A 24,980-nucleotide genomic window follows, 5' to 3' on the forward strand; every position below is an offset into this window, starting at 1 on the left:
CTGAAGTGACGGGCCTGTCCTGAACTCACACGGCTGATTCGCGGCACGCCGGCCTCCCCCGGCGTGCCGCTGCCGTTTCCCGCTTCACCCACCCTTCCCGCATCACCATGAATTTCCGTCTCCGCCGCCTGCTGAGCGGCAGCGTCCTGCTGGGCCTGGTCACGGGCCTGGGCAGCCTGCTCAGCGCCTGCCAGCCCGTGCCCGACACCGTCAAGATCGGCGTGGCCCAGCCGCTCACCGGCCCGCTGGGCGCCCTGGGCCAGGACATGGTGGACGGCGCCCGCATGGCCGTCGAAGACCTCAACAAGGAGGGCTTCAAGGTCGACGGCAAGGTGGTGAAGTTCGAGATCATCAGCGGGGACGACAAGTCCGACCCCGAGACCGGCAAGAAGGTCGCGCAGCAGCTGATCGACCAGGGCGCGGTGGCCGTCATCGGCCACCTGAACTCCGGGGTCAGCATGGCCGCGGCGCCGGTCTATGCCGCCAAGATGATTCCGCAGCTGGCCATCTCGACCAAGCCCGAGTACACCCAGATGGGCCTGCCCACCACCTTCCGCCTGGTGGCCAGCGACGCGCTGCAGTCCAAGGCCATGGGCGCCTTCGCCGCCCAGTTGCCCGGCGGCAGCCACCGTTACGCCGTGGTGGACGATGCCACGCCCTACGGCAAGGGCCTGGCCCAGTCGGCCAAGGCCCAGCTGACCGCACGCCAGCGCGAGGTGGTGCTGGAGATGTCGCTGGACGCCAAGACCACCGACTTCGCCAAGCTGATCGACGGCCTGAAGGCCCAGAAGGCCGATGTGCTGGTGACCACGCTGGCCGACTTCCAGGTGCTGGCCCTGGCCGACCAGCTGGCCGCGGCCGGCGTGAAGCTGTCCATCGTCGGCGGCGACACCATCAAGACCCCGGCGATGGCCAAGGCCAACCCGGCGGCCGGCAAGATCTACGCGACCTCGCCCATCATCGGCGTGGACGAGTTCCTGGGCGGCAAGGCCTTCCTGACCCGCTACCGCGCCAAGTTCAACCACGACCCGGTCTATGGCGGCCACTACGCCTACGATGCGGTCTACGTGCTGGCCGCGGCCATCCGCCAGGCCAAGAGCGTGGACGGCGAGAAGCTGGTGGCCGCGCTCAAGACGGTGGACCCGCTGGCCCCGGTGACCAGCAGCATGCGCTTTGCCGACAACGGCGAGCAACGCTACGGTGTGGTCAGCGTCTACGAAATCAACAACGGCGACTGGTTCCTGCTGACCCGCAGCGACAACTGGTGATCTGATGTTCCGCTTCCTCTGGCGCCGGCTGGCGCTCACCATCCCGACCTTCTTCGCGCTGATGTTCGTCACCTTCGTGGCGATCCGCCTGGTGCCGGGCGACCCGGTGGAGGTGCGGGTGGGCGAGCGGGGCATCAGCCCCGAGCGCCTGGCCTACTTCCGCCATGAGCTGGGCCTGGACCAGCCCATCTGGAAGCAGTTCCTGGACTATGTCTGGCAGCTGCTGCACGGGGATTTCGGCACCTCGCTGGCCACCAACCAGAAGGTGCTGACCGAGTTCATGGCCCTGTTCCCGGCCACGCTGGAGCTGAGCTTCTTCGCCATGCTTTTCGCGGCGGTCATCGGCCTGCCGGCCGGCGCCATCGCCGCGGCCAAGCGGGGCAGCCTCTACGACCAGACCCTGATGGGCCTGTCGGTCACCGGCTACTCCATGCCCATCTTCTGGTGGGGCCTGCTGCTGATCATGTACGTGGGCGAGCGCTGGGGCCTGACCCCGGTGTCGGGCCGCATCGACCTGATCAACTTCTATTTCGAGCCGGTGACCGGCTTCATGGTGATCGACGCCTGGCTCTCGGGCCAGCCCGGCGCGGTATGGGACGCCATCCACCACCTGATCCTGCCGGGCGTGGTGCTGGGCACCATCCCCTTGGCCGTCATCGCCCGCATGACGCGCTCGGCCATGCTGGAGGTGCTGGCCGAGGACTATGTGCGCACCGCCCGCGCCAAGGGCCTGCCGGCCTGGCGGGTGGTGGGCCTGCACGCGCTGCGCAACGCCATGATCCCGGTGGTCACCGTCATCGGCCTGCAGGTGGGCGCGCTGATGGCCGGCGCGGTGCTCACCGAAACCATCTTCTCCTGGCCCGGCATCGGCAAGTGGCTGATCGAATCCATCTCCAGACGCGACTACCCGGCCCTGCAGGGCGGGGTCATGCTGGTGTCGGGCGTGGTCATCCTCGTCAATCTGGTGGTCGACCTGACCTACGGCCTCATCAACCCCCGCATCCGCCATGCGTGACACCCATCCCCTGGCGGACTTCTGGTTCGCCTTCCGCGAGAACCGCGGCGCCGTGGCCGGCCTGGCTGTGGTGCTGACCGTGGTGTTGCTGGCGATCTTCGCACCGCTCATCGCCCCCTACGACCCGGACGCCCAGTTCCGCGACGCCATCCGCGCCGCGCCGTTCTGGGAGCCCGGCGGCAGCACCCGCTTCCTGCTGGGCACCGACAGCCTGGGGCGCGACCTGCTGACCCGGCTGATCTACGGCGCCCGCGTGTCGCTGTTCATCGGCCTGTCGGTGATGGGCGTGTCCTTCGTCATCGGCGTGCTGCTGGGCCTGGCCTGCGTCAGCTTCGGCCCCGTGGTGGACACCCTGATCACCCGCCTGATGGACCTGATCATGGCGGTGCCCAGCCTGGTGCTGGCCATCCTGGTCGTCGCCGTGCTGGGCCCGAGCCTGACCAACACATCGTGGCGGTCACCATCGTCTACCTGCGGCGCTATGTGCGCCTCCTGCGCGCCTCGGCCCCAGCCGAAGCTGGGCAAGGACTACGTGACCGCGGCCCGGGTGGCCGGCGTGGGCCAGGCGCGGCTGATGTTCCGCACCGTGCTGCCCAACTGCCTGGCCCCGCTGATCGTGCAGGCCGCGCTGGGCGTGTCCGACGCCATCCTCGAGGCCGCCGCCCTGGGCTTTCTGGGCCTGGGTGCGCAGCCGCCCACCGCCGAGTGGGGCACCATGCTGGCCGACGCCCGCGAGTTCATCCGCTCCGAGCCCTGGCTGGTCACCCTGCCCGGCCTGGCCATCCTGATCACCGTGGTCTCCATCAACCTGGCCGGCGACGGCCTGCGCGATGCGCTGGACCCCAAGATGAGAAAAACATGAGCGCGCCCCTGCTGGACATCCGCGGGCTGTCGGTCAGCTTCGCCACCCGCCGCGGGCCCTTCCGGGCCGTGGACGGCGTGGACCTGAGCGTCGCCCCCAATGAGCTGCTGGCCATCGTCGGCGAATCGGGCTCGGGCAAGTCGGTGGCCATGCTGGCCATCATGGGCCTGCTGCCCTGGACAGCCACCGTCACCGCCGAACGCATGGCCTTCGATGGCCAGGACCTGCGGGCGCTGAGCCCGCGCCAGCGCCGTGCCCTGATCGGCAAGGACGTGGCCATGGTGTTCCAGGAGCCGATGAGCTCGCTGAACCCCTGCTTCACCGTGGGCTGGCAGATCGGCGAGGCCCTGGCCCAGCACACCCCGCTGGGCCGGCGCGAACGTCAGGCCCGCGTCATCGCGCTGCTGGAGCAGGTCGGCATTCCCGACCCGGCCCGCCGCGCCCGCGCATTCCCGCACCAGCTCTCGGGCGGCATGTGCCAGCGGGTCATGATTGCCATGGCGCTGGCCTGCAAGCCGCGTCTCCTGATCGCCGACGAGCCCACCACCGCGCTGGACGTCACCATCCAGGCCCAGATCATGGACCTGCTGCAGACCCTGCGACGCGACACCGGCATGGCCCTGGTGCTGATCACCCACGACCTGGGCGTGGTGGCCGAGGCCGCCGACCGGGTGATGGTGCAGTACGCCGGCCGCGTGGTGGAGACGCAGCCCGCCGCCACCCTCTTCACCCACCCGCACCACCCCTACACCCACGCCCTGCTGGCCGCCCTGCCCGAACGCGCCACCGGCGCGCGGCTGGAGGCCATCGACGGCGTGGTGCCCGGCCAGAGCGACCGGCCCGCCGGCTGCCTGTTCGCCCCGCGCTGCCGCTGGGCCACGGCCCACTGCCATGCCGTCAAGCCCGTGCCGGCCGATGCCGCCCTGGGCCGTGCCCTGTGCCACACCCCGCTGGACGATGCGGGCCAGCCCATCGCGCTGAACCTGGAGAACGCTGCATGAGCGCCGCTGCTGAAACCGCCGCGCCGGTCCTGGAGGCCCGCGAGCTGCAGCGCCTCTACCCCGTGGCGCGCGGCCTGTTCAAGCCGCCCGCCACCGTGCATGCGCTCGACGGCGTGAGCTTCTCCCTGCAGGCTGGCCGCACGCTGGCGGTGGTGGGCGAATCGGGCTGCGGCAAGTCCACGCTGGCCAAGCTGCTGACCATGATCGAAACGCCCACCGCCGGTCAGCTGCTGATCGACGGGCTGGACGTGGCCCAGGCCAATGCCGAGCAGCGCCGAGCCCTGCGCCGCCAGGTGCAGATCGTCTTCCAGAACCCCTACGGCTCGCTCAACCCGCGCCAGACCATTGGCCGCACGCTGATGGAGCCGCTGGAGGCCAACCACGTCGGCAGCCCGACCGAACGTGAGGCCGCGGCCCGCGCCATGCTGGCCCGCGTGGGCCTGCGCGAGGAGGCCTTCGGCCGCTACCCGCACATGTTCTCCGGCGGCCAGCGCCAGCGCGTGGCCATCGCCCGCGCGCTGATGCTGCAGCCGCGCGTTCTGGTGCTGGACGAGCCGGTGTCCGCGCTGGACGTGTCCATCCGCGCCCAGGTGCTCAACCTGCTGGCCGACCTACAGCGCGAACTGGGCGTGGCCTACCTCTTCATCTCGCACGACCTGGGCGTGGTGCGCCACGTGGCCGACGAGGTCATGGTGATGTACCTGGGCCGCTGTGTGGAACGCGGCCCGCGCGACGCCGTGTTCGGCCAGCCGCGCCACCCCTACACGCAGGCCCTGCTCTCCGCCACGCCCACGGTGGATCCGTCCCAGCGCCGCACCCGCATCATCCTGCAAGGCGAACTGCCCTCGCCCATCGCCCGCCCCAGCGGCTGCGGCTTCCGCACCCGCTGCCCCCTGGCCTTCGCGCGCTGCGCGGCGGAAGTGCCGGTGCTGGAAGGCGGCGGCGAAGGACAACAGACCGAAGCGGCCTGCTGGGCCAGCACCTGATTCGAGACACCCATGCCCCCCGCACACCTGCCCCCGCTGGCCATCGTCGGCATCGGTCTGCTCATCGCCTGGCGGATCTACCGCCGGGTGCGGCGCCTGGTGGGGCGGCAGCACTTTCGCCCGGTGCGGGCCTGGATGTCGTTGATCCTGCTGCCGCTGCTGGCAGCCCTGCTCTTGCTGGGCTCGGCCGTCCATCCACTGCGGGCCGCCGTGCTGGTGGCGGGCCTGGGCGCCGGCGCGCTGTTGGCCCAGTTGGGCTTGCAGCGCACGCGCTTCGAGGTCACGCCCCAGGGGCTGTTCTACACGCCCCATGCCCACATCGGCATCGCCCTGTCCCTGCTGCTGACGGCCCGCGTCGTCTTTCGCCTGGCTCAGCTCTACTGGCTGCCCGAGCTGCTCACCGAGCCGCCGGACCACTTCATCCGCAGCCCGCTCACCCTGCTGATCCTGGGCACCCTGCTGGCTTACTACGCACGCTATGCCTGGGGGCTCATCCGCTGGTCGCGCTCCGTGGTGCAGACTCCCCCCTAGCTTCATGAAGCCCCTTCACAGAACAGCAAAACCACAGACCGGAGGTGCTGCGACAGTCGCATGAATACTTCTCGTTCTCGTCACATGAAGCTCTCTTCCCCGCGCGCCCGGCGCCTGGTCCTGGGTGCCGTCGTGCTGCTGCTGGTCGTCCTGGGTGCGCGGTACGTCTTCCGTCCTCCGGCCCCGCCCTCGCTGATCACCGCGCCCGTCCAGCGGGCCGACATCGAGGACTCCGTGCTGGCCAATGGCACGCTGCAGGCCTTCAAGCAGGTCAGCGTGGGCGCCCAGGTCTCAGGCCAGGTCAAGTCGCTCAAGGTGGCACTGGGCGACATGGTCAAGAAAGGCCAGCTGGTGGCCGAGATCGACTCGATGACGCAGCAGAACACGCTGCGCACCGCCCAGACCACGCTGGCCAATGTGCAGGCGCAGCTGAAGTCGGCCCAGGCCACCCTGGCGCAGAACCAACGCACCCTGACCCGCCAGCAACAGATGCGCCGCAGCGACGCCAGCGCCCAGGCCGACCTGGACAGTGCCCGTGAAGGCGTGGAGACCGCACAAGCCAATGTGGAAGCGCTGAAGGCCCAGGTGGAGGCGGCCCGCATCGCCGTGGACACGGCCCAGGTGAACCTGGGCTACACCCGCATCACCTCGCCCATCGACGGCCAGGTGGTGTCCATCGTGACCGAGGAGGGCACGACGGTGAACTCCAACCAGTCCGCCCCGACCATCCTCATCGTCGCCCAGGTGGACACGATGACGGTGAAGGCCTCCATCTCGGAAGCGGATGTGACCAGCGTGAAGCCGGGTCAGAAGGTGTACTTCACCATCCTTGGCGAGCCCGACCGCCGCTGGGACACCACGCTGCGCAGCATCGAGCCCGCCACCGACAGCATCAGCACGAGCAGCACGTCCAGCACCAGCAGCAGTTCCACCAGCACCACCAACGCCACCGCCATCTACTACAACGGCAAGCTGGATGTGCCCAACCCGGACCACCTGCTGCGCATCTCGATGACGGCCACGGTGCACATCGTGCGCAATGCCGCCCGCAAGGCCCTGACCATTCCGGCGGGTGCGCTGGGCCCTCGGGGCCCGGATGGTCAGACCCAGGTGCAGGTGGTGGGCCCGGATGGCCGACCCCAGCCGAGGACGGTGAAGATCGGCATCGACAACAACGTGACCGCCCAGGTGCTGGACGGCCTGCGCGAAGGCGAGCAGGTGGTGCTGGGCAACGCAGCCACCGCAGCCTCGACCACGGGGGGTGGCCCACGGCGCATGGGCCCGCCGATGTTCTGACGCCGGCACCATGAGCGAACACACGCAAGCCGCCCCGCTGCTGGACCTGCGCGGCGTCGGCCGCGACTTTCCTGCCGGCGAAGGCACCCTGACGGTGCTGCAAGACATCGACCTGCAGATCCAGGCCGGTGAGATGGTGGCCATCGTCGGCCAGTCGGGCTCCGGCAAATCCACGCTGATGAACCTGATCGGCTGCCTGGACCAGGCCAGCCGCGGCCGCTACACCATCGCCGGGCGCGAGGTGGCCCAGCTCAGCCCGGACGAGCTGGCCGAGCTGCGGCGCGAGCACTTCGGCTTCATCTTCCAGCGCTACCACCTGCTGTCGGACCTGACGGCCCAGGGCAATGTGGAGGTGCCGGCCATCTACGCCGGCGCGCCACGCGGCGAGCGCCATGCCCGCGCCCAGGCCCTGCTCGAACGGCTGGGCCTGGGAGACCGCACGCAGCATGTGCCGGGCAAACTCTCGGGTGGCCAGCAGCAGCGGGTGTCCATCGCCCGCGCGCTGATGAACGGCGGCAGCGTCATCCTGGCCGACGAACCCACCGGCGCGCTGGACAGCGGCTCGGGCGAAGAGGTGATGCGCATCCTGGGTGAGCTGCATGCCCAGGGCCAGACCATCATCCTCGTCACCCACGACATGGGCGTGGCCCGCCACGCCGAGCGCATCGTGGAGCTGAAGGACGGCCGCATCGTCTCCGATGCGCCCAACACCCCGTCGCGGGTCACCGCCCCGGAAGCCGCCCCACGCACGGCACCGGCGCAGGCACCGGCCCCTGCCCAGACCCTGGTCCGCCACTGGCGCGCCACCGCCGACAGCCTGGGTGAGGCCTTGCGCATGGCCTTGCTCGCCATGAATGCCCACCGCCTGCGCACCCTGCTGACCATGCTGGGCATCGTCATCGGCATCGCCTCGGTGGTGTCGGTGGTGGCGCTGGGCCAGGGCTCGCAGCAGAAAGTGCTGGCCAACATTGCCAGCATCGGCACCAACACCATCGAGGTCTTCTCCGGCCTGGGCTTCGGTGACCCGCGCTCCGCCCGCATCCAGACCCTGCGCCCGGACGACGCGGATGCGCTGGCCGAGCAGTCCTATGTGGACAGCGTGACGCCCAATGTGCAGACCTCGGTGACCGCGCGGGTGGGCAACATCGACGCCTCGGTCAACGTCACCGGCGTGGGCGAGCAGTACTTCCGCGTCAAGGGGCTGCAGATGGCCCTGGGCACCGCCTTCGATGCCGACGGCATCCGCCACTACGCCCAGGTGGCGGTGATCGACGACAACGCCAGGAAGAAGCTGTTCCCCACCAGCGACCCGATCGGCCAGGTGCTGTTCCTGGGCAGCATGCCGGTCTATGTGGTGGGCGTCACCGCCAAGAAAGACAGCGCCTTCGGCCCCAACAGCGAGAGCCTGAACATCTTCGTGCCCTACACCACGGCCATGCGGCGGCTGATCGGCCAAGGCTATCTGCGCAGCATCACCGTGCGGGTGGATGACAGCGCCCCCATGGCCGCGGCCGAACAAGGCATCAACCAGCTGCTGGAGCGCCGCCACGGCCGGGTGGACTTCTACGTGCTCAACACCGACAGCATCCGCCAGACCATCGAGAGCACCACCCAGACCCTGACCCTGCTGATCGCCTCGATCGCGGTGATCTCCCTGGTGGTGGGCGGCATCGGGGTGATGAACATCATGCTGGTGAGCGTGACCGAGCGCACCGCCGAGATCGGCGTGCGCATGGCGGTGGGCGCGCGCCAGCGCGACATCCAGCAGCAGTTCCTGATCGAGGCCGTGCTGGTCTGCCTGCTGGGCGGCGTGCTGGGCATCGCCAGCGCCCTGGGCTTCGGCGCGCTGTTCTCGCATTTCAGCCAGAACTTTGCGCTGTCCTTCTCACCCACCGCGATGGGCGTGGCCTTTCTCTGCGCCACGCTGATCGGCGTGGTGTTCGGCTACCTGCCGGCCCGCAGCGCCGCCCGACTCAACCCGGTGGAGGCCCTGTCCCGTGATTGATCCCATGGCCGCACGCTCACGCTGCTTCCCGCTCCAGGCCCTGACCCTGGCCACCCTCACGCTGCTGGCCAGCGGCTGCGCGGTCACCCGCACGCCCTACAGCGCACCCCAGCCGGCCGTGCCGGCGCAGTGGGACACCCCGAGCCCGGCCGCCCCTGCGGCGGCGGCCACCGACCGCTGGTGGAGCCGCTTCGACGACCCGACCCTGACCGCCCTGGTGGACGAAGCCTTGCGGCGCAACGCCGACATGGCGGTGGCCGCCCTGTCGGTGAAGCAGGCGCAGCTGGCTGCCGGCCTGGCCGACAACAACCGCTGGCCGGTGCCCAACGCCAGCCTCAGCAGCAGCTCGCAACGCACCATCAACCACGCTGGCGCCCGCAACCAGACCCACAGCGTCAGCGGGGGCGTGAGCTGGGAGGTGGATCTGTGGCAACGCCTGGCCGCGCTGGGCGACGCCGCCGAATGGGAGGCCCAGGCCACCGAGCAGGACCGCCAGGCCACCGCCCTGAGCCTGGCCGGCACCGTGGCCGAGGACTACTGGCAGCTGGCCTACCTGAACCAGCGCGTGGCCAGCGCCCAGGCCAGCCTGGACTACGCGCAGCGCACGCGCGAGCTGGTGAAGGCCCAGTACGAAGCCGGTGCGGTCTCGGGCCTGGACCTGCAGCAGGCCGAGCAGACCGTGCTGAGCCAGCAGGCCAGCCTCTCGGCCCTGGCGGAGCAGCGCGCAGAAGCCCGGCACGCGCTGGTGATCCTGTTCGACCATGCGCCCAGCGCCGCGGCCCTGGCCGGCCTGCTGCCACAGGAGCCACAGACCCTGCCGGACCGGCCGCTGCCCGCCGTGGCCGCCGGCGTGCCGGCCGAGGTGCTGGGCCGCCGCCCCGACCTGCGCGCGGCCGAGCTGCGCCTGCGCGAAACCCTGGCCAGCAACGACGCCGCCGCGGCAGCCTACTACCCCACGCTGAGCCTGACGGGCACCCTGGGCAGCAGCAGCAATGCGCTGAGCAACCTGCTGTCCAACCCGGTGGGCACGCTGGGCGCGGGCCTGACCCTGCCCTTCCTGCGGGTGCGCGAGATGCACCTGAGCAACGCCAAGAACCAGGCGGCCTATGAAAGCGCCGTCATCGGCTACCGCCAGACCCTCTACAGCGCCCTGGCCGATGTGCAGAACGCCCTGAGCAACCGCGAGGCCCTGGCCCGCCAGGGCGAGTGGCTGGCCGGCTCGCTGGCCGCCGCCCGCCAGGTCGAGGCCATGACCGAGGTGCGCTACCGCCACGGCGCCGTCGCACTCAAGGACTGGCTGGACGCGCAGGAAAGCCGCCGCACCGCCGAGGTGGCGCTGGCCGAGAACCAGCTGTCCCGCCTGCAGAACCAGGTGACGCTGTACCAGGCGCTGGGCGGCGGGGTCTGAGCGCCGGGGGCAGTGGTCAACTCACTGGAGCGTGGAGAATCCCTGCGGTGACCACACCTGAAGAGAGCATCTTTCCGTCCCCGATGTCGAGGACACTGTGCTCACCAGCACTCGGCCATGGTCCATCGCGCTCAGTTTGGCTTCGTCCAAACCCAGAGAACCCTCCCGGACCTCGGCCTCAGGGCAACCGTTGGTGACAGTCCGAATGACAGGGGTGTAGGTGGCCATGAAGGACCCTGTCTGATGATTCAGCAGCAAGTAACTGGGCAGTGAAGCAGCATTGCCGATGTCACACCAGTCCACCCCGGGAACCAAGGTCATGCAACTGTTCAAGGTGAAGGTCTGGAAGGTCAATTGACGTTTCGTGTCAAAGGTCAGCGCATCGAGAATCGAACCGTGATTTGTCAGGACCTCGCCATTCAGCTCTTGGGTACCCAAATCGTAAGTGCGCTCAAGCAGAGCCTGCTCCACATAGGCGGTGTTGCCTGCAGCAATTCGGTAGAGGCTCCCCGGAGAGCCTTGCGGGGTGGCGACCAGAAAGGCACCCTCGGTTGAAGTCCAGGACACCGTCTGGGGCCAGTAATAACCCCAGCCATAGTCTTGGGCATTGGAGCGCGGTGCATCGCGGAGCACGAGACTGGTGCCTTGATACATCAGCACGGCCCCCGTGCCCCCTGCCAGCAGACTGGATCCCGCCAACACCAGCACACGAGACGAGTCAAAGGGATCGACAGCCATATCCCGCACCCGGTCATAGGCGCGTCCATAAGGATCGGAAGGGAGCACAAACCGTCGCACCTCCGTCAGACTGGCAATGTCCAGCACAACGACATTCCCACCGTCTAGACCAACATACAGAAGCCGGCCATCAGACGACACAGCCAGACGGCCGGGAACGGCACCAAGGCTGACACTGCGCAACGTGGTCAGTGTCGCTGGATCCATCTCAAGCACCCGCCCACCTTGGTCCGAAGCAGCCACGTAAAGTTTGTCCGTGACAGCGTTGTGGACAGCGTGGCGATGACGCAAGCCCAGCGACGCGACATCCATGGCGCCCTCAATGGGCTGCACTGGCGAGGCAAGAAATTCACCGGATACGCTGTTGGCCGAGACGGACAGCGTCTCATGGGTAACGGTCCCGCCAGAGCGCAGCAGACCATCCGCCTCGATCCGCACAGGCCCGCGGCCGGGACTGAACCAACGCTGTTCCCGCACCAACACATCCGCTTGTGCGTTCGACCGCGTGTCCAGCATGGCGATCTCGTAATCCACCACCACACGTGCGGCAGACACTGTCGTCCCGAGCGCCTGCACGGCAGACATGGGATAGGTGTAGCGGGTGATCTTCACGGACGCATGGATTCCGTTGTCTGCCTGAAGCACCACGCGAGGTTCATCCACCAGCACCCGAGTCCCGACCTGCAGAGGAAACTCCATCAGCGGCAAGGGCCCCATCTGGCTCAGCAACTGCTCCAACTGACTTTCAGTCAACGGATCGAAAGTCAGGGACACACCGTCACGTTGGACGCCATACGTTTCGTTGACATCTGGTGTATTGGCGAACAGCAAGGTGCAGAAGCGGGACAGCCCCTGCGATGCGTCGCAGCGCCCAGTTACAGGCGTGGACGTGGCTACACCGTTTTGGACCACCGACATCGTCCACGACACATCGTTGACAGGCAGCATTCCAGCCACATCGCCGGACCCCATTTCCGGGGATGCCAATGCCAGATTTCTCAGCTGAGCATTCCAAGCTGCACGCGTTCGAAGATCTTCCACCACGGCCTTGACTGCAGCGGTTGTCCCGAGATTGCCGTAGGAACCCTCCCAGACCGTACTTGCATCCTGCTGCGCCCCTGCCAAATCCCCCTCGGAGAGTTCATGCCCGGGAAACGCTCCGATGACTTGCAACCGGTGGATTTCCGCTAAGGCCGCCTCGGTTCCCGGAGTCACGCTGGTCCATCCCGAAGCGAAAGCCCGCAATTGCGAGCCGTCGGTCAAGGTAACCCGCAGCCACAGACGCGAAGCCGAAACTGCCGTCCGCGGATCCGGCAGTGAAAATGCGCCGCCCGCCTGCGTTCTCGCACTGGCCAAGACCACCGGTTGCAGCGGCTGCTGCGATGCGTCAAGCAATTCCACCAGAAGACCAGCGGGCGCCGCCTGTTCACTGGCGACCAAAACCTCCCCATTCTGAAAGCCAGGGGTAGCCGTCCTCGCAGGAAGAGCATCCGGTGCCGGCATAGAAAACCCGGCGCTCCGAACCAAAGTGGGAAACCCCGCGGTGTCACCTCCAGGCGCTTCAACGTTGGTTGCTGAAGACCCTCCGCCCCCGCACCCAGCAACCAATGCACCCAGCAACCCAATTGCTGCAAGCCAGTTCAGCCTCATCTAACTCCCCCCAAACAAGCATGGTGCAAGTTTAGGTTCACACTGCTTTACAGAGAGATCGCGATCGCTATGAAAGTTGGGAGATATCGACCATGAGCAGTATGGATCTTCAGGGTTGACTGACAGGCGGGCCCTGCAGTGCCATCTGCAGCGCCGCAGCATCCGGCAGGAAGCGGATGTCGGTCACCTCCAGCGCCTCCAGCTGGATCAGCGTGGCCTGGCCGGCCTGGCGCGGCAGGTCGGCGGTCTCGGCCTCGTCCTGCACAAGGCCCAGCGAAAACGGCAGCGCCCTCAGCTTGGGCAGGGCAAACATGCGGGTGATCAGCGCTGGCATGGCGCTCAGGTCGACCAACACGATGACGTGGTGCTGAGCCAGGGCGGCTGCACCCCACTCCGCCAGCAGCGGGTGAACCCAGGCACTGGCCTGGCGGTCCGCGGTGAAGACGATGGCCCGCACCGAGGCATCCAGCCGCACCGGGTCGGCATTGGCGTCCCGCAGGGTGCGCGCCGGTAACCGGGTGCCCAAGATGGCGGGCGAACTGGGGATGACCGGCGGCGTGTCCTCAGCCGCCCGCCCCCTGCGACCGACCGCGGTGGCCGCGAGGGCCAGCGCGATACGGAGCATCCGGCGACGTGACCGATGTGCGGCAGAGGACGGAATGGTGCTCATGGCCCGATCGTAGCGGCCTCGCGTGCCAACCCGCAGGCCAGCGTCCCCACCCGCTTCAGGCCGGCGCGCTGCGCGTCGTCCCAGCGGCCCCCCACACCCAGGCGGATGAAGCGGCGGTAGCGGTCGGTGGCGCTGAACATGGTGCCCGGGGCGATGCAGATGCGCTCGGCCAGGCAGGCGCGGTACAGGGCCATCGAATCGACGCCCTCGGGCAGTTCCACCCACAGGATGTAGCCGCCGGGCGGATCGGTCACCCGGCTGCCCTTGGGAAAGTGGCGGGCGATCAGGTCGCGCGCCTCGTCCACCCGGGCGGCGATGGTGCTGCGCAGCGCCCGGTAGCCGGCCTCGATGCCGGGCTGGGTCAGCAGATCGGCCAGGGCGCGCTCCAGGATGACCGCCTGCCCGCCCGAAGTGGTGGCCTTCATGCGGGAGAGCTTGTCCAGCCAGCGCCCCGGCGCCACCCAGCCCAGGCGCAGGCCCGGGGCGATGGTCTTGCTGAAGGAGCCGCAGAGCATCACATGGCCGCTGGGGTCGAAGGAGGCCACGGCGCGGCGCTTGTCCTCCTGCTCGACCAGGTCGTTGTAGAGCACATCCTCGATCAGCGGGATGCCGCGCTCGGCCACCATCTGGGCCAGGCGCTTGCGCTCGGCCAGCGGCATGCAGGCGCCCAGCGGGTTGCTCAGCGTGGGCACAATGAGCACCGCCTTGACCGGCTGGGTGTCGAAGGCCAGCTGCAGTGCGTCCACCGACAGGCCGGTGCGCGGATGCGTGGGAATCTCCAGCACGCGCAGGTGCAGGTTCTCGACGATCTCCAGCAGACCGAAGTAGGTGGGCGACTCCAGCGCCACCACATCGCCCGGCTTGGTCACCGCGCGCAGGCACAGGCTGATCGACTCCAGGCAGCTGTTGGTGATGACGATGTCCTTGGCCTCGTGGCCGCAGCCCATGCGCAGGGTGTGACGGGCCACCGCGCGACGCAGCGATTCGTCGCCCGGCCCCAGCGGGTACTGGCACAAGGTGCTGCGGTGGCGCTGGGTGGCCCGGCTGACGGCCCGGCGCACCCGCTCCTCGTCGAACAGGTCGGGCGTGGGGCAGGCGGCGCCGAAGGAAATGTGGTCTTCCCTGGTGGCCAGGCGCATGACCTCGTTGGCCATGGCGCTGACGTCCACGTCCAGCGTGGCCACCGGCGGCAGCGAGGGCTCCGGCTCCGGCAGACGGCGGGGCCGGGCGGCCACGAAGTAGCCGGAACGGGCCCGGGCTTCGATCAGCCGGGCGTCCTCCAGCGTGCGGTAGGCCTGCACCACCGTGGCCTGCGACACGCCGCGCTCGCGCGCCAGCGCGCGCACCGAGGGAATGCGCTCGCCGCGGGCCAGCGTGCCGGCCCGGATCGGCGCGGCCAGGGACTCGGCGATCTGCAGATACAGGGTGTCGGTGGCGCTGCTGAGAGAAGGCATGGGCCGATTCTGTATGGGTCATCCCCGCCCAAACCAGTACAGATGCACCCGAACCGGACCAGCACAGCCGCGCCGCGGGCCCGGGTGTGGCCCCCGCACTGGGGCCCGTCTGTGGCTGGGCCGCGGGCAGGCCGCGCCCTACCGTGGAGGCCATGAACACGCTGCCCCTTTCCCCGCCTTCCGCCCTGCGGCGCGACCGCAGCCCCCAACCCGCCGCGCCACGCCTGCCGCTGGAGCTGGGCCCACCCACGGTGGCCCTGGCGCCGGCCGAGGTGCTCAGCCGCAGCGGCGTGGCCGGCGCCCGGCTCCAGGTGCTGGCCGGCCGGGTCTGGCTGACCGAGACGGGCGATGCCGGCGACCATGTGCTCTCGACCGGCGAGCAGCACACGGTGCGCGGCCCGGGCCGGGTGGTGGTCGAGGCCCTGGGGCCGGAAGTGGCCGTGCTGGCCTGGCAGATCGGTTGAAGCCGACTTGACCTGACACGCCACGTGTGCGCAACGGGCGGCTAATATGCCGCCTTTACGCTCGAAAACGTGTCACTCATGGAAGCTTGGATGCCCCCGCTGCGCTACTGGGTCCTGGCCATCTTCGTCGCCTCGGCGCTCTATGCCCACTTCCGAGGCAAGGTGCGTTTCGGCCTCGTGCGGGCCCTGACCGACTTCACCGTGCTGCTGGCCCCGGTCAACGCGCTGCTGTTCCTGGGCTCCAAGGTGCCGGCCACGGCCTTCCTCGAGCCCAAGGACTTCCCGGAACTGAAGCCCCTGCAGGACCACTGGCAGGAGATCCGCGAGGAGGCCCTGCGCCTGAACGACGAGGGCTTCATCAAGGCCGCCGAGGGCTACACCGACATCGGCTTCAACTCCTTCTTCCGCACCGGCTGGAAACGCTTCTACCTGAAGTGGTACGGCGAGGACCTGCCCTCGGCCATGAAGCTGTGCCCGCGCACGGTGGAACTGGTCAACCAGATTCCGGGCATCAAGGCCGCGATGTTCACCTCGCTGCCGCCGGGCGCACGCCTGGTGCGTCACCGCGACCCCTTCGCCGGCTCCATCCGCTACCACCTGGGCCTGGTCACCCCCAACTCGGGCGACTGCTTCATCGAGGTCGACGGCGAGCGCCGGTCCTGGTACGACGGCGAGCCGATGATGTTCGACGAGACCTTCATCCACTTCGCCGAGAACAAGACCGACCACCAGCGCGTGATCCTGTTCTGCGATGTGGAGCGCCCGGTCTACACCGCGCCCCTGGCCTGGTTCAACCGCTTCTTCGGCCGCATCGTGCTGAATGCCGCGCGCACCCAGAACGTCGAAGGCGAGTCGATCGGCATGGTCAACAAGATCTTTGCCCACGGCTACAAGCTGCGCCTGGCCGGCAAGGCCCTGAAGGCCAAGTCCCGGCCCACCTACTACGTGCTCAAGTGGGTGGCCATCCTGGGCGCGCTGTACCTGATCTTCCGTTGAACGCGGCCCGGCCGTGATCGCCCTGCTCTGGACCGTCACCGCCCTGGGCCTGGCGCTCTGGAGCGGGGCCATCTGGGCACTGTGGGCGCTGCTGAGCCACGACCCGAGCTGGGTGGGCAGCTTGCGCGAGTGGCTGGACGCCAGCCCCGCCGCCGGTTGGTTGGACCATTGGCTGCCCGGCTGGGACGCCCTGCTGGCCGCGCTGATCCAGCTTCTGCAGGCGGTGCTGCGCGGCGTGTCCGCCTGGATCCCCTGGCTGCTGGGCGCCGTCTGGGCCCTGGGCAGCCTGCTCGCCCTGGCCCTGGCCGGCCTGCTGCACTGGGCCATCCGCATCGGCAGCCGACCGCCCCGCCCCACGGTTCAGGGCCCCGCCACCACACCGCCCCCCACTGCCGCATGAGTGCAGCCGGGCACCGCATTTGCTAGCCCGCTGCACCATGAATCTTTCCCACCGTTTCTCCCCGGCCGTCCGAACCACCGTGGCGGCCTGTGCCGCCCTGTTGCTGGGGCTGGCCGCCCCCAGCGCCCAGGCCGCGCCAGCGGCCACATCGCCCCGCCCGGCGGCAGCTGCCTGCCTGAGCGACTGCACGCCCCGCATCGGCATCGTCTCGGCCTTCGGGGCCGAGGCCGACATCCTGCTGGGCCGCCTGCAGCACCCCAGGACCTGGACGATCACCGGCAAGCGCTTCACCACCGGCGAGCTCGAAGGCCACCGCGTGGTGGTGGTGCTCAGCGGCGTCAGCATCGTCAACGCCACCCTCACCACCCAGCAGCTGCTGGACCACTTCCGCATCGACCGCCTGGTGATGAGCGGCATCGCCGGCGGCGTGAACCCCGCCAACCATGTGGGCGACGTGACCGTGCCCGAGCGCTGGGCCATGCCGCTGGAAACCTTCTGGAACGACAGCGACACCCTGCCCGCCCCCTGTGGCAAAACCGGTGACCTGAGCTGCCTGGGCCTGAACCTGGCCGCGCCGGACGGCCAGCCCCTGCCACCCTTCCAGCACCAGTTTCCGCGCGGCACCTACCTGCTCAACGCGAGCAACGCCCCGCAGGGCGAGTACCGCTTCGACTACCCGGTGGACGCGGCCATGCTGGCCACCGTGCGCACGCTGCAACCGCGTCTGCAGCGCTGCGGCCCCAAGGCCCGGCAGGCCGATGGCTCAGTGGACGAGAAGCTCTGCGTGAAGGAACAGCCGCGCCTGCTGGTGGGCGGACGCGGTGTCTCGGGTCCGGTGTTCCTGGCCAACGCGGCCTACCGCGAGTACCTGTTCAAGAACCTGCAGGCCCAGACCTTCGAGATGGAGACCGCTGCGCTGGCCCATGTGGCCGCGGCCAACCAGGTGCCCTACATCGCGTTCCGCTCGCTGAGCGACCTGGCCGGCGCCGAGGGCTTCAACGCCGACGTGGGCGCGCTGTTCGCCAGCGGCCTGGCCGAAACCAACGAGGCCGAGGTCACCCTGTCCTTCCTGCGCGCCTGGCAGTCGCCCGTCACGACCGTGAAGCACAAGCGCGGAGGTGCCCGATGAGCCGGTTCCTGCACCGCGCCACGGCGCTCTTGGGCACGCTGCTGCTGAGCGCCGGCCTGGCCCAGGCCCAGACCGCGCCGGCCCCCGTGGCCCCGCGCCCGGTCAAGGTCCTGGTCATCTCCATGTTCGGCCCCGAGGCCGAGCCCTGGATCCAACCCTTCCAGCTGACCGAGTCGATCCCGGTGCCGGGCCTGTCGCCCGACTACCCGGCCCTGCGCTGCAACGCCGACGACGTCTGCCTGATGACCACCGGCATGGGCCACGCCAATGCCGCGGCCTCGGTGCTGGCCGTGACGCTGGACCCGCGTTTCGATCTGCGCAAAACCTGGTTCCTCGTCGCCGGCATCGCCGGCATCGACCCGGCCCAGGGCACCCTGGGCAGCGCGGCCTGGGCCCGCTGGCTGGTCGACACCGGCATCGCCCACGAGATCGATGCCCGCGAGATGCCCAAGGACTGGAAGAGCGGCTACTTCGGCGTGCTGACCCCCGGCCCCGGCATCAAGCCCAAGCTGGAGTACCGCACCGAAGTGGCGCACCTGAGCGACGCGCTGGTGAACAAGGCCCTGGCCCTGAGCCGCGCGGTGCCCCTGGCCGACAGCCCCCAGGCCCAGGCCTACCGGGCCCACTACCCCAAAGGCAGCCCCGCCGCCCGGCCCCCGGCCGTGATCCAGTGCGACACCGCGGGCGGCGACACCTGGTGGCACGGCCACCGTCTGGGTCAGCATGTGCGCGACTGGGTGAAGCTGTTGACCGATGGCCAGGGCAACTATTGCACCACCCAGCAGGAGGACAACGCCAGCTACAACGCGCTGGAGCGCGCCGCGGCCGCCGGCAAGGTGGACCTGACGCGCCTGGCTGTGCTGCGCACCGGCTCCAACTTCGACCGGCCCTACCCGGGGCAGACGGCCCAGGCCTCGCTGCAGGCCTCCACCACCGGGACCACCGGCGGCTTCGTGCCCGCCACCCAGAACCTGGCCCGCGTCGGCGGCGCCCTGGTGCGCGACATCGTGGCCCATTGGGACCAATGGAAGGACGGCGTGCCTGCCCCGTGATGGGGCCGGGGTGGTGGCATGTCGGTTGCTATGCAAAGGGCATAACAACTTTGCAATCAGCAACCCATGCCCCCCCGTCATCACCCCACCGTCCACCACGCAGCCCCGTCCCAGTCCTTCCGTCCCTCGCTGCTGAGCCTGGCCGCCCTGGCGGCCCTGCTGCCGGCCGCGCCGGTCTGGGCCCAGGACGCCACGCCGGCCAACGCCAGCGAAGCCGGCAAGCTGACCACCATCACGGTGACGGCCGAGCGGCGCGAGGAAAACGCGCTGGAAGTGCCGATGGCCATCACCACGCTGCGCGGTGAAGCCCTGGACACCCTGAACGCCAGCGGCGAAGACCTGCGCATGCTCTCGGGCCGGGTGCCCAGCCTGAACATCGAATCCTCCTTCGGCCGGGCCTTCCCGCGCTTCTACATCCGCGGCTACGGCAACACCGACTTCCGCCTGAACGCCTCGCAGCCGGTGTCGCTGATCCTGGACGACATCGTGCAGGAGAACCCCATCCTCAAGGGCTTCCCCATCTTCGACAGCGAAGGCGTGGAAGTGCTGGCCGGCCCGCAGGGCACGCTGTTCGGCCGCAACACGCCCGCCGGCGTGGTCAAGTTCGACTCGGTCAAGCCGCAGAAGACCTTTGGCGGCTACGCCAGCCTGAGCTACGGCAGCTACAGCACGGTCAACGCCGAAGGCGCCATCAACGTGCCGCTGAGCGAGCAGTGGCAGTCGCGCATCTCGGTGCAGTCGCAGCACCGCGACAACTGGGTGACCAACGAGGCGCCCGTGCCCCAGCAGACCCACAAGCTCGAGGGCTACGACGACAACGCCGTGCGGGCCCAGCTGCTGTACGGCGCCGGCACCGACTTCTCGGCCCTGTTCAATGTGCACGCCCGCAACCTGGACGGCAGCGCCCGCCTGTTCCGCGCCAACATCATCCAGCCCCGCCACCAACGACCTGGTGGACGACTTCGACATCAAGAAGGTCTACCTGGACGGCAAGAACGAGCAGAAGCTCAGCAGCACCGGCGCCAGCGCCCACCTGACCTGGAAGTTCGACGGCTACAAGCTGCACTCGATCACCGGCTTCGAAAAGGTGCACTCCTACAGCCGCGGCGACGTGGACGGCGGCTACGGTGCCTCCTACGCCCCGACCATGGGCCCGGGCACCATCCCCTTCTCCAGCGAGACGGCCGACGGCCTGCGCGCCCACCAGCAGTGGACGCAGGAACTGCGCGCCGAATCCACCACCGCCGGCCCGCTGAGCTGGCAGGGCGGTCTGTACTTCTTCCACGAGAAGTACGACATGGATTCCTACAGCTACGACTCCGTCTTCGCCGGCGGCGCCCAGACCGGCCTGTCCACCACCACCCAGAGCAACAACTCCTGGGCGGCCTTCGGCTCGGTCAACTACGCCGTGGCGCCGGATGTGAAGCTGCGCGCGGGCCTGCGCTACACCCACGACTGGAAGAAGCTCAGCACCGACCCGGGCAACGTGGCCGTGGACGACAGCGCCGGCCTGAGCGACACCGTCTCGGGCCACAAGGTCACGGGCGATCTGGCCGCCACCTGGTCGGTCAGCAAGGACACCAACCTGTACGCCCGCGTGGCCACCGGCTACCGCGGCGCCAGCATCCTGCCGGCCTCGGGCTTCAACCCGCTGTCGGACGCCGCGCCGGAGACCAACACCTCGTATGAGGCCGGTGTGAAGTCTGAGCTGTTCGACCGCCGCGCCCGCATCACGGCCGATGTCTTCCACTACGACGTCAAGAACCAGCAGCTGACCGCCGTGGGCGGGGCCAGCAACTCCACCCTGCTGCTGAGCGCCAAGAAGTCCATGGGCCAGGGCTTCGAGATGACGCTGGACGCCTACCTGAGCGACAACCTGCTGCTGAACCTGAACGGCAGCGTGAACACCACCAAGATCAAGGACAAGGATTTGGTGGTGGCCGGTTGCGCGATGTGCACGGTGACCGACCCGGCCGGCACGGTGGCGGGCACCTACCACATCGACGGCAACGCGCTGCCGCAGGCGCCCAAGTACGTGGCCAACGCCAACCTGCGCTACAGCCTGCCCATGGCCGACGGCAGCGAGTTCTATGTCTACACCGACTGGACCTACCGCAGCAAGGTCAACTTCTTCCTGTACGAATCGGTGGAGTTCACTGGCCAGCCCCTGACCCAGGGCGGTCTGCGCCTGGGCTACATCTGGGGCGACGGCAAGTACGAGCTGGCCGCCTTCAGCCGCAACATCACCAACAAGGTGGTGGTCAACGGGGCCATCGACTTCAACAACCTGACCGGCTTCGTCAACGAACCGCGCACCTTCGGCGCGCAGTTCAAGGCGATCTTCTGAGTCCCACCCCGGCTCAGACCGGGGCGGTGGCGCCGGGCGACCTCACCCGGAAGAAGGCCACCGCCTCCACCAGTTGACCCGCCTGCTGCCGCAGGCTCTCCGCGGCGGCGGCCGATTCCTCGACCAGCGCCGCGTTCTGCTGTGTGGACAGGTCCATCTGCCCCACGGCCTCGCCCACCAGGGCGACGCCGCGGGCCTGTTCCTCGGTGGCGGCGCTGATCTCGCCCATCACCGTGTTGACCTGGCCGATGGAACCCAGGAGCTGCGCCATGGTCTGGCGCACCCGGTCCACCTCGCGCCCGCCCAGCTCGACGCGCTCGACGCTCTCCGTGATCAGGCTCTTGATCTCGCGCGCGGCCTGGGCACTGCGCTGCGCCAGGGTGCGGACCTCGGCGGCCACCACCGCGAAGCCGCGCCCCTGCTCGCCAGCCCTCGCCGACTCCACCGCCGCATTGAGCGCCAGGATGTTGGTCTGGAAGGCGATGCCGTCGATGACCCCCGTGATGTCGGCGATGCGCCGCGACGAGGCCGTGATGTCTTCCATGGTCTGGCCCATGCGGTGGACCACTTCATCCCCCTCGGAAGCCACCCGGGCGGCATCCTGGGCCAGCTGACTGGCCTGACGCGCGCTCTGCGCGTTCTGCTGCACCGTGGTGTTGAGCTCTTCCATGGTCGCGGCGGTTTCCTGCAGGGCACCGGCCTGCTGCTCGGTGCGCCGGCTCAAATCCTGGTTGCCCTGGGCGATCTGGGTGCTGGCCGTGGCCACGCTGTCGGCGTTGCCCCGCACACCTCCCACCAACTGACGCAGGCCCTGCTGCATGTGGGCCAGGCCCTGGAGCAGGTGCCCCAACTCGTCACGGCGCTGCACCATCGGCACCTCGGTGGCCAGATCGCCCTGGGCGACCCGCGCCGTCACGGCCACCGCGGCCTGCAGCGGGCGGGTGACGCTCAGGGTCACCGCCCAGGCCACCACGCCGCCCAGCAGCACGGCCAGCGCGGCCACCGCCGCCATCCATTGGGTGGCCCGCTGCACTGTCTGCATCGAGCCCTGGGCAGCCTCTTCCATCAGGCTCACCTGCTGGGCCACGAAGCGGTCCAGCGCCTGCAGGTAGGCTGACTGGACGGGCCGCACCCGCTTGAGCAAGGCGTCGCGGGCCTCATCGTCCTGGTCGGCCTGCGCCAACGAGAGCGCCTCCTCCAGCCGGGGCCGGTAGGCCTCGCGCGCCTGCACCACGGCCCCGAGCAGGGCCTGCCCCTCGTCGCCAAGCGGCGAGGTGCGCAGGGCCTCCAGCAGCTCCGCCGATTTGCTCTCGGAATCCCTGATGCGCCGGACCTCGGACTGCACCTGCGCCGGGTCGCTCAGCAAAACCACATTGCGCACGCCGCGGGCCACGATGTTGAGGTGGTCCTTGATGTCGCGGGCCTGACCCACCTGGCGCACGCGCACGTCCACCAGCGCGCGGATCTCGCCGCCCACGCCCTGCAGGGCCCAGCAGCCGTACAGCGCGACGGCGGCCACGGCCAGCATCAGCAGCGCGAAGCCCACCGCCAGGCGCGTCCCGATGCGCGCGTTGTTCCAGAAGTCCATGTCTATGCTCCCTGATCGGCCCCTGCACCAGGGGTCTCTGAGCCGGATATCGACAGGGTGGCGCCGGCATGAACGACGCAGTTCGCATGTTCCTACCCGTCATCGATCAGAAAACGAGCAAGACGGGGCGCCTGGTGCGCCAGGCCGGACTCAGACCGCGGCGGCGGCGCGGAAAGCGGTGTCCAGCTGGGCCTGCCACTGCGCCCGCTGCGCGGCGCTGACGAAGCTAGCCTCGAAGCTGTTGCGCGCCAGCACGTAGGCATCCTTGGCCCCGAGCACCGGCATGGCCTCGAAGCAGGCCAGGTAGTTGGCGTTCAGGTAGCCGCCGAAATAGGCCGGGTCGTCCGAGTTGAGCATGGCCACCAGGCCATGCGAGAGCAGCTGTGGCAGTTGGTGATCGGCCAGGTCCTTGACGCCGCAGAGCTTCAGGTTGGACAAGGGGCAGACCGTCAGCGGGATGCGCTCGGCCGCCAGCCGGTCCATCAGGGCCGGGTCCTCCACGCTGCGCACGCCGTGGTCGATGCGCTCGACCTTCAGCACGTCCAGCGCGCCCGTCACATAGGCGGGCGGGCCCTCCTCACCGGCATGGGCCACGCGGTGCAGGCCCAGCTCCGCGGCCCGGGCGAACACGCGAGCGAATTTCTCCGGCGGGTGGCCGCGTTCGGAGCTGTCCAGACCCACGCCGATGAAGTGCTCGCGCCAGGGCAGCGCCGCCTCCAGCGTGGCCAGGGCGTCCTCCTCGCTCAGGTGGCGCAGGAAGCACAGGATCAGCTTGGCGCTGATGCCCAATTCCTGCTGCGCGCGCTCGCAGGCCTGGTGCAGGCCCAGGATGACCGTCTGCATCGGCACGCCGCGGGCGGTGTGGGTCTGCGGGTCGAAGAAGATCTCGGTGTGGACCACGTTCTCGGCCGCGGCCTTCTCCAGATAGGCCCAGGCCATGTCGAAGAAGTCCTGCTCCTTGAGCAGCACGCTGGCCCCGGCGTAGTAGATGTCCAGGAAGCTCTGCAGGTCGGTGAAGGCGTAGGCCGCGCGCAAGGCCTCCACGCTGGGGTAGCTCAGCGCCACGCCGTTGCGCTGGGCCAGCTTGAAGATCAGCTCGGGCTCCAGCGAGCCCTCGATGTGGATGTGCAGCTCGGCCTTGGGCATGGTGCGCAGCAGCGCGGGCAGGCGGTCGCGGCCGATGCGATCGAACTCGAGCGTGGGGGCATGCATGAGCCATTCTGTCATGGCATGCCCCCGGATGCATGGCCGGTTTCAGTGCGAGACCAGCACCTCTCGGCCGTGCAGGGGCTGCACCGGGCGGGCGTTGTGGCGGAACAGCGCGCGGAAGGCCGCCACCTGCTGCGCGCTCACCTGCACCGGCTGCTTGAGCACCATCCAGCTCACCCCTTCCGAACAGGGCGGCGTGGTCAGCGAGCCGGCATAGCTGTAGTAGGTGAGGTCCTTGGGCAGCAGGGCCGCCAGATCCAGCGTCAGGCCCTCGACCGTGATCGTCTCGCCCTCGCGGGGCAGGTGGGCGAACACGCCTGCGAACGCGGGGTTGGCGCGGGGGCCGACGTTCATCATCAAGCCCACCACGCCCAGCTTCCCGTCGGCGTCCTTGTGGACGAAGTGGGCGACCATGGCGGCATGCTTGCCGTTGATCGCCTCCTCGCTGGGCGTGTGGAAGTGGAACTGCAGGAGGTTGAACACCCGATCGCCCACCTTCAGGGTGGCCCCCGCGGGCAAGTTGATCTGCACGGTGTGGCCGTTGTTGACCAGCGTGGCCGCGCTGTCGGGGTAGTGGAACTCCAGCGGCGGGAGGTCGGCGGTGACCGCGTTGCGGATGTCGATCGGACTCTGGGCCTGGCCGATGCCGCAGGCTTCGAAGGCCGGGTCCAGATGGGCCCATTCCGCCGGACCGGCATGGTGACCGTCATAGCTCCAATGGGGCCCGGCATGCGCGCCGGGCAGGCAGGCGCCCAGCGCCAGCAACAGGGTGGACAACCGGGCGGCACGCCAGGCGCCAGGGTGGGAGAGCTTGAGCGCAAAGGACATGGTCGGACTCATGGTTTGTGGGGTGGTGGGTTCATCGCGGCCACGGGCGCCGCGAGGCGATGCTAGGGGGCTTCATGTCGCCG

General features: G+C 69.1%; 22 protein-coding genes and 1 pseudogene. 16 read left to right on the forward strand and 7 right to left on the reverse strand.

Annotated features, from left to right (window positions below; all coding sequences use genetic code 11):
- The first annotated feature begins 107 nt into the window (after positions 1-107).
- From I73_RS23505 to I73_RS23545, 9 genes are all read left to right on the forward strand, one after another.
- Positions 108-1,268 carry a branched-chain amino acid ABC transporter substrate-binding protein gene (locus I73_RS23505; RefSeq protein ID WP_022982861.1) on the forward strand — a complete coding sequence of 387 codons (1,161 nt, stop codon included), beginning with the start codon at positions 108-110 and terminating at the stop codon, positions 1,266-1,268.
- Between the two features lie 4 nt (positions 1,269-1,272).
- Entirely contained in the window at positions 1,273-2,283 is a 1,011-nt protein-coding gene (locus tag I73_RS23510) for an ABC transporter permease subunit (RefSeq protein WP_022982862.1), read from the forward strand.
- Positions 2,276-3,145, forward strand: a complete 870-nt coding sequence (locus tag I73_RS30220; protein ID WP_234409595.1) for an ABC transporter permease subunit — start codon at positions 2,276-2,278, stop codon at positions 3,143-3,145. The genes I73_RS23510 and I73_RS30220 overlap by 8 nt, the downstream gene beginning before the upstream one ends.
- Positions 3,142-4,146, forward strand: a complete 1,005-nt coding sequence (locus I73_RS23520) for an ABC transporter ATP-binding protein (RefSeq protein ID WP_022982863.1) — start codon at positions 3,142-3,144, stop codon at positions 4,144-4,146. Before I73_RS30220 ends, I73_RS23520 begins: the two co-directional genes overlap by 4 nt.
- Positions 4,143-5,132 (forward strand): ABC transporter ATP-binding protein, encoded by a 990-nt coding sequence (locus tag I73_RS30225; RefSeq protein ID WP_022982864.1) that lies wholly within the window; start codon positions 4,143-4,145, stop codon positions 5,130-5,132. The genes I73_RS23520 and I73_RS30225 overlap by 4 nt, the downstream gene beginning before the upstream one ends.
- A 12-nt stretch (positions 5,133-5,144) precedes the next feature.
- Entirely contained in the window at positions 5,145-5,663 is a 519-nt protein-coding gene (locus I73_RS23530; RefSeq protein WP_022982865.1) for a hypothetical protein, read from the forward strand.
- Positions 5,664-5,747: 84 nt separating this feature from the next.
- The gene (locus I73_RS23535; RefSeq protein WP_022982866.1) at positions 5,748-6,959 is read left to right on the forward strand and encodes an efflux RND transporter periplasmic adaptor subunit; all 1,212 of its coding nucleotides are present in this window, start codon (positions 5,748-5,750) and stop codon (positions 6,957-6,959) included.
- A gap of 10 nt (positions 6,960-6,969) precedes the next feature.
- Positions 6,970-8,964 carry a MacB family efflux pump subunit gene (locus I73_RS23540; protein WP_022982867.1) on the forward strand — a complete coding sequence of 665 codons (1,995 nt, stop codon included), beginning with the start codon at positions 6,970-6,972 and terminating at the stop codon, positions 8,962-8,964.
- Between the two features lie 4 nt (positions 8,965-8,968).
- Positions 8,969-10,372 carry an efflux transporter outer membrane subunit gene (locus I73_RS23545; RefSeq protein WP_022982868.1) on the forward strand — a complete coding sequence of 468 codons (1,404 nt, stop codon included), beginning with the start codon at positions 8,969-8,971 and terminating at the stop codon, positions 10,370-10,372.
- Positions 10,373-10,393: 21 nt separating this feature from the next.
- Here I73_RS23545 and I73_RS23550 read toward each other — a convergent pair whose 3' ends face one another.
- The 3 genes from I73_RS23550 to I73_RS23560 form a co-directional block, all read right to left on the reverse strand.
- The gene (locus tag I73_RS23550) at positions 10,394-12,511 is read right to left on the reverse strand and encodes a YncE family protein (RefSeq protein WP_148289903.1); all 2,118 of its coding nucleotides are present in this window, start codon (positions 12,509-12,511) and stop codon (positions 10,394-10,396) included.
- Positions 12,512-12,869: 358 nt separating this feature from the next.
- Positions 12,870-13,286: a hypothetical protein gene (locus tag I73_RS30230; RefSeq protein ID WP_148289904.1), complete on the reverse strand. Its 417-nt coding sequence runs from the start codon at positions 13,284-13,286 to the stop codon at positions 12,870-12,872.
- A gap of 140 nt (positions 13,287-13,426) precedes the next feature.
- Positions 13,427-14,884, reverse strand: a complete 1,458-nt coding sequence (locus I73_RS23560) for a PLP-dependent aminotransferase family protein (protein WP_022982871.1) — start codon at positions 14,882-14,884, stop codon at positions 13,427-13,429.
- Between the two features lie 152 nt (positions 14,885-15,036).
- Here I73_RS23560 and I73_RS23565 point away from each other — a divergent pair, with 152 nt between their 5' ends.
- The 5 genes from I73_RS23565 to I73_RS23585 all read left to right on the forward strand — a co-directional run bounded on the left by I73_RS23565 (position 15,037) and on the right by I73_RS23585 (position 18,925).
- Positions 15,037-15,348, forward strand: a complete 312-nt coding sequence (locus I73_RS23565) for a DUF2917 domain-containing protein (protein ID WP_026097130.1) — start codon at positions 15,037-15,039, stop codon at positions 15,346-15,348.
- Positions 15,349-15,447: 99 nt separating this feature from the next.
- The gene (locus tag I73_RS23570) at positions 15,448-16,344 is read left to right on the forward strand and encodes an aspartyl/asparaginyl beta-hydroxylase domain-containing protein (protein WP_026097131.1); all 897 of its coding nucleotides are present in this window, start codon (positions 15,448-15,450) and stop codon (positions 16,342-16,344) included.
- A gap of 13 nt (positions 16,345-16,357) precedes the next feature.
- Entirely contained in the window at positions 16,358-16,744 is a 387-nt protein-coding gene (locus tag I73_RS30235; protein WP_022982873.1) for a hypothetical protein, read from the forward strand.
- 37 nt (positions 16,745-16,781) lie between these two features.
- Positions 16,782-17,873: a 5'-methylthioadenosine/S-adenosylhomocysteine nucleosidase gene (locus I73_RS30240; protein ID WP_022982874.1), complete on the forward strand. Its 1,092-nt coding sequence runs from the start codon at positions 16,782-16,784 to the stop codon at positions 17,871-17,873.
- Positions 17,870-18,925 carry a purine nucleoside permease gene (locus I73_RS23585; protein WP_022982875.1) on the forward strand — a complete coding sequence of 352 codons (1,056 nt, stop codon included), beginning with the start codon at positions 17,870-17,872 and terminating at the stop codon, positions 18,923-18,925. The genes I73_RS30240 and I73_RS23585 overlap by 4 nt, the downstream gene beginning before the upstream one ends.
- A gap of 80 nt (positions 18,926-19,005) precedes the next feature.
- Here the strand turns inward: I73_RS23585 and I73_RS34320 are convergent, their stop codons facing one another.
- A complete protein-coding gene (locus tag I73_RS34320; protein WP_234409596.1) occupies positions 19,006-19,302 on the reverse strand; it encodes a hypothetical protein in 297 nt (98 codons plus the stop codon).
- On the opposite strand from I73_RS34320, the pseudogene I73_RS34325 reads away from it, so the two are divergent.
- Both I73_RS34325 and I73_RS34330 read left to right on the forward strand, forming a co-directional pair.
- Positions 19,205-19,462, forward strand: a pseudogene (locus I73_RS34325) (TonB-dependent receptor); the annotation flags it as partial. The gene I73_RS34320 and the pseudogene I73_RS34325 overlap by 98 nt on opposite strands.
- Positions 19,463-19,799: 337 nt before the next feature.
- Complete coding sequence (locus I73_RS34330) at positions 19,800-21,272, forward strand: TonB-dependent receptor (RefSeq protein ID WP_234409597.1); 1,473 nt, start codon at positions 19,800-19,802, stop codon at positions 21,270-21,272.
- Between the two features lie 13 nt (positions 21,273-21,285).
- Here I73_RS34330 and I73_RS23595 read toward each other — a convergent pair whose 3' ends face one another.
- The 3 genes from I73_RS23595 to I73_RS23605 form a co-directional block, all read right to left on the reverse strand.
- Positions 21,286-22,860 (reverse strand): methyl-accepting chemotaxis protein, encoded by a 1,575-nt coding sequence (locus I73_RS23595; protein ID WP_022982876.1) that lies wholly within the window; start codon positions 22,858-22,860, stop codon positions 21,286-21,288.
- 150 nt (positions 22,861-23,010) lie between these two features.
- On the reverse strand, positions 23,011-24,072 hold the full coding sequence (locus tag I73_RS23600) for an adenosine deaminase (protein ID WP_022982877.1): 1,062 nt from the start codon (positions 24,070-24,072) through the stop codon (positions 23,011-23,013).
- A 42-nt stretch (positions 24,073-24,114) separates the two neighbouring features.
- Positions 24,115-24,909 (reverse strand): carbonic anhydrase, encoded by a 795-nt coding sequence (locus tag I73_RS23605; RefSeq protein WP_234409598.1) that lies wholly within the window; start codon positions 24,907-24,909, stop codon positions 24,115-24,117.
- Positions 24,910-24,980 lie beyond the last annotated feature (71 nt).

The sequence above is a fragment of the Ideonella sp. B508-1 genome (assembly GCF_000333615.1).
Lineage (GTDB): Bacteria > Pseudomonadota > Gammaproteobacteria > Burkholderiales > Burkholderiaceae_C > Ideonella.

Coding starts and splice junctions, on each gene's coding strand:
- I73_RS23505 (WP_022982861.1), top strand. CDS start 108: ATGAATTTCCGTCTCCGCCGCCTGCTGAGCGGCAGCGTCCTGCTGGGC.
- I73_RS23510 (WP_022982862.1), top strand. CDS start 1,273: ATGTTCCGCTTCCTCTGGCGCCGGCTGGCGCTCACCATCCCGACCTTC.
- I73_RS30220 (WP_234409595.1), top strand. CDS start 2,276: ATGCGTGACACCCATCCCCTGGCGGACTTCTGGTTCGCCTTCCGCGAG.
- I73_RS23520 (WP_022982863.1), top strand. CDS start 3,142: ATGAGCGCGCCCCTGCTGGACATCCGCGGGCTGTCGGTCAGCTTCGCC.
- I73_RS30225 (WP_022982864.1), top strand. CDS start 4,143: ATGAGCGCCGCTGCTGAAACCGCCGCGCCGGTCCTGGAGGCCCGCGAG.
- I73_RS23530 (WP_022982865.1), top strand. CDS start 5,145: ATGCCCCCCGCACACCTGCCCCCGCTGGCCATCGTCGGCATCGGTCTG.
- I73_RS23535 (WP_022982866.1), top strand. CDS start 5,748: ATGAAGCTCTCTTCCCCGCGCGCCCGGCGCCTGGTCCTGGGTGCCGTC.
- I73_RS23540 (WP_022982867.1), top strand. CDS start 6,970: ATGAGCGAACACACGCAAGCCGCCCCGCTGCTGGACCTGCGCGGCGTC.
- I73_RS23545 (WP_022982868.1), top strand. CDS start 8,969: ATGGCCGCACGCTCACGCTGCTTCCCGCTCCAGGCCCTGACCCTGGCC.
- I73_RS23560 (WP_022982871.1), bottom strand. CDS start 14,884: ATGCCTTCTCTCAGCAGCGCCACCGACACCCTGTATCTGCAGATCGCC.
- I73_RS23565 (WP_026097130.1), top strand. CDS start 15,037: ATGAACACGCTGCCCCTTTCCCCGCCTTCCGCCCTGCGGCGCGACCGC.
- I73_RS30240 (WP_022982874.1), top strand. CDS start 16,782: ATGAATCTTTCCCACCGTTTCTCCCCGGCCGTCCGAACCACCGTGGCG.
- I73_RS23585 (WP_022982875.1), top strand. CDS start 17,870: ATGAGCCGGTTCCTGCACCGCGCCACGGCGCTCTTGGGCACGCTGCTG.
- I73_RS34320 (WP_234409596.1), bottom strand. CDS start 19,302: ATGTTCAGGCTGGGCACCCGGCCCGAGAGCATGCGCAGGTCTTCGCCG.
- I73_RS34330 (WP_234409597.1), top strand. CDS start 19,800: ATGTGCACGCCCGCAACCTGGACGGCAGCGCCCGCCTGTTCCGCGCCA.
- I73_RS23595 (WP_022982876.1), bottom strand. CDS start 22,860: ATGGACTTCTGGAACAACGCGCGCATCGGGACGCGCCTGGCGGTGGGC.
- I73_RS23600 (WP_022982877.1), bottom strand. CDS start 24,072: ATGCATGCCCCCACGCTCGAGTTCGATCGCATCGGCCGCGACCGCCTG.
- I73_RS23605 (WP_234409598.1), bottom strand. CDS start 24,909: ATGAGTCCGACCATGTCCTTTGCGCTCAAGCTCTCCCACCCTGGCGCC.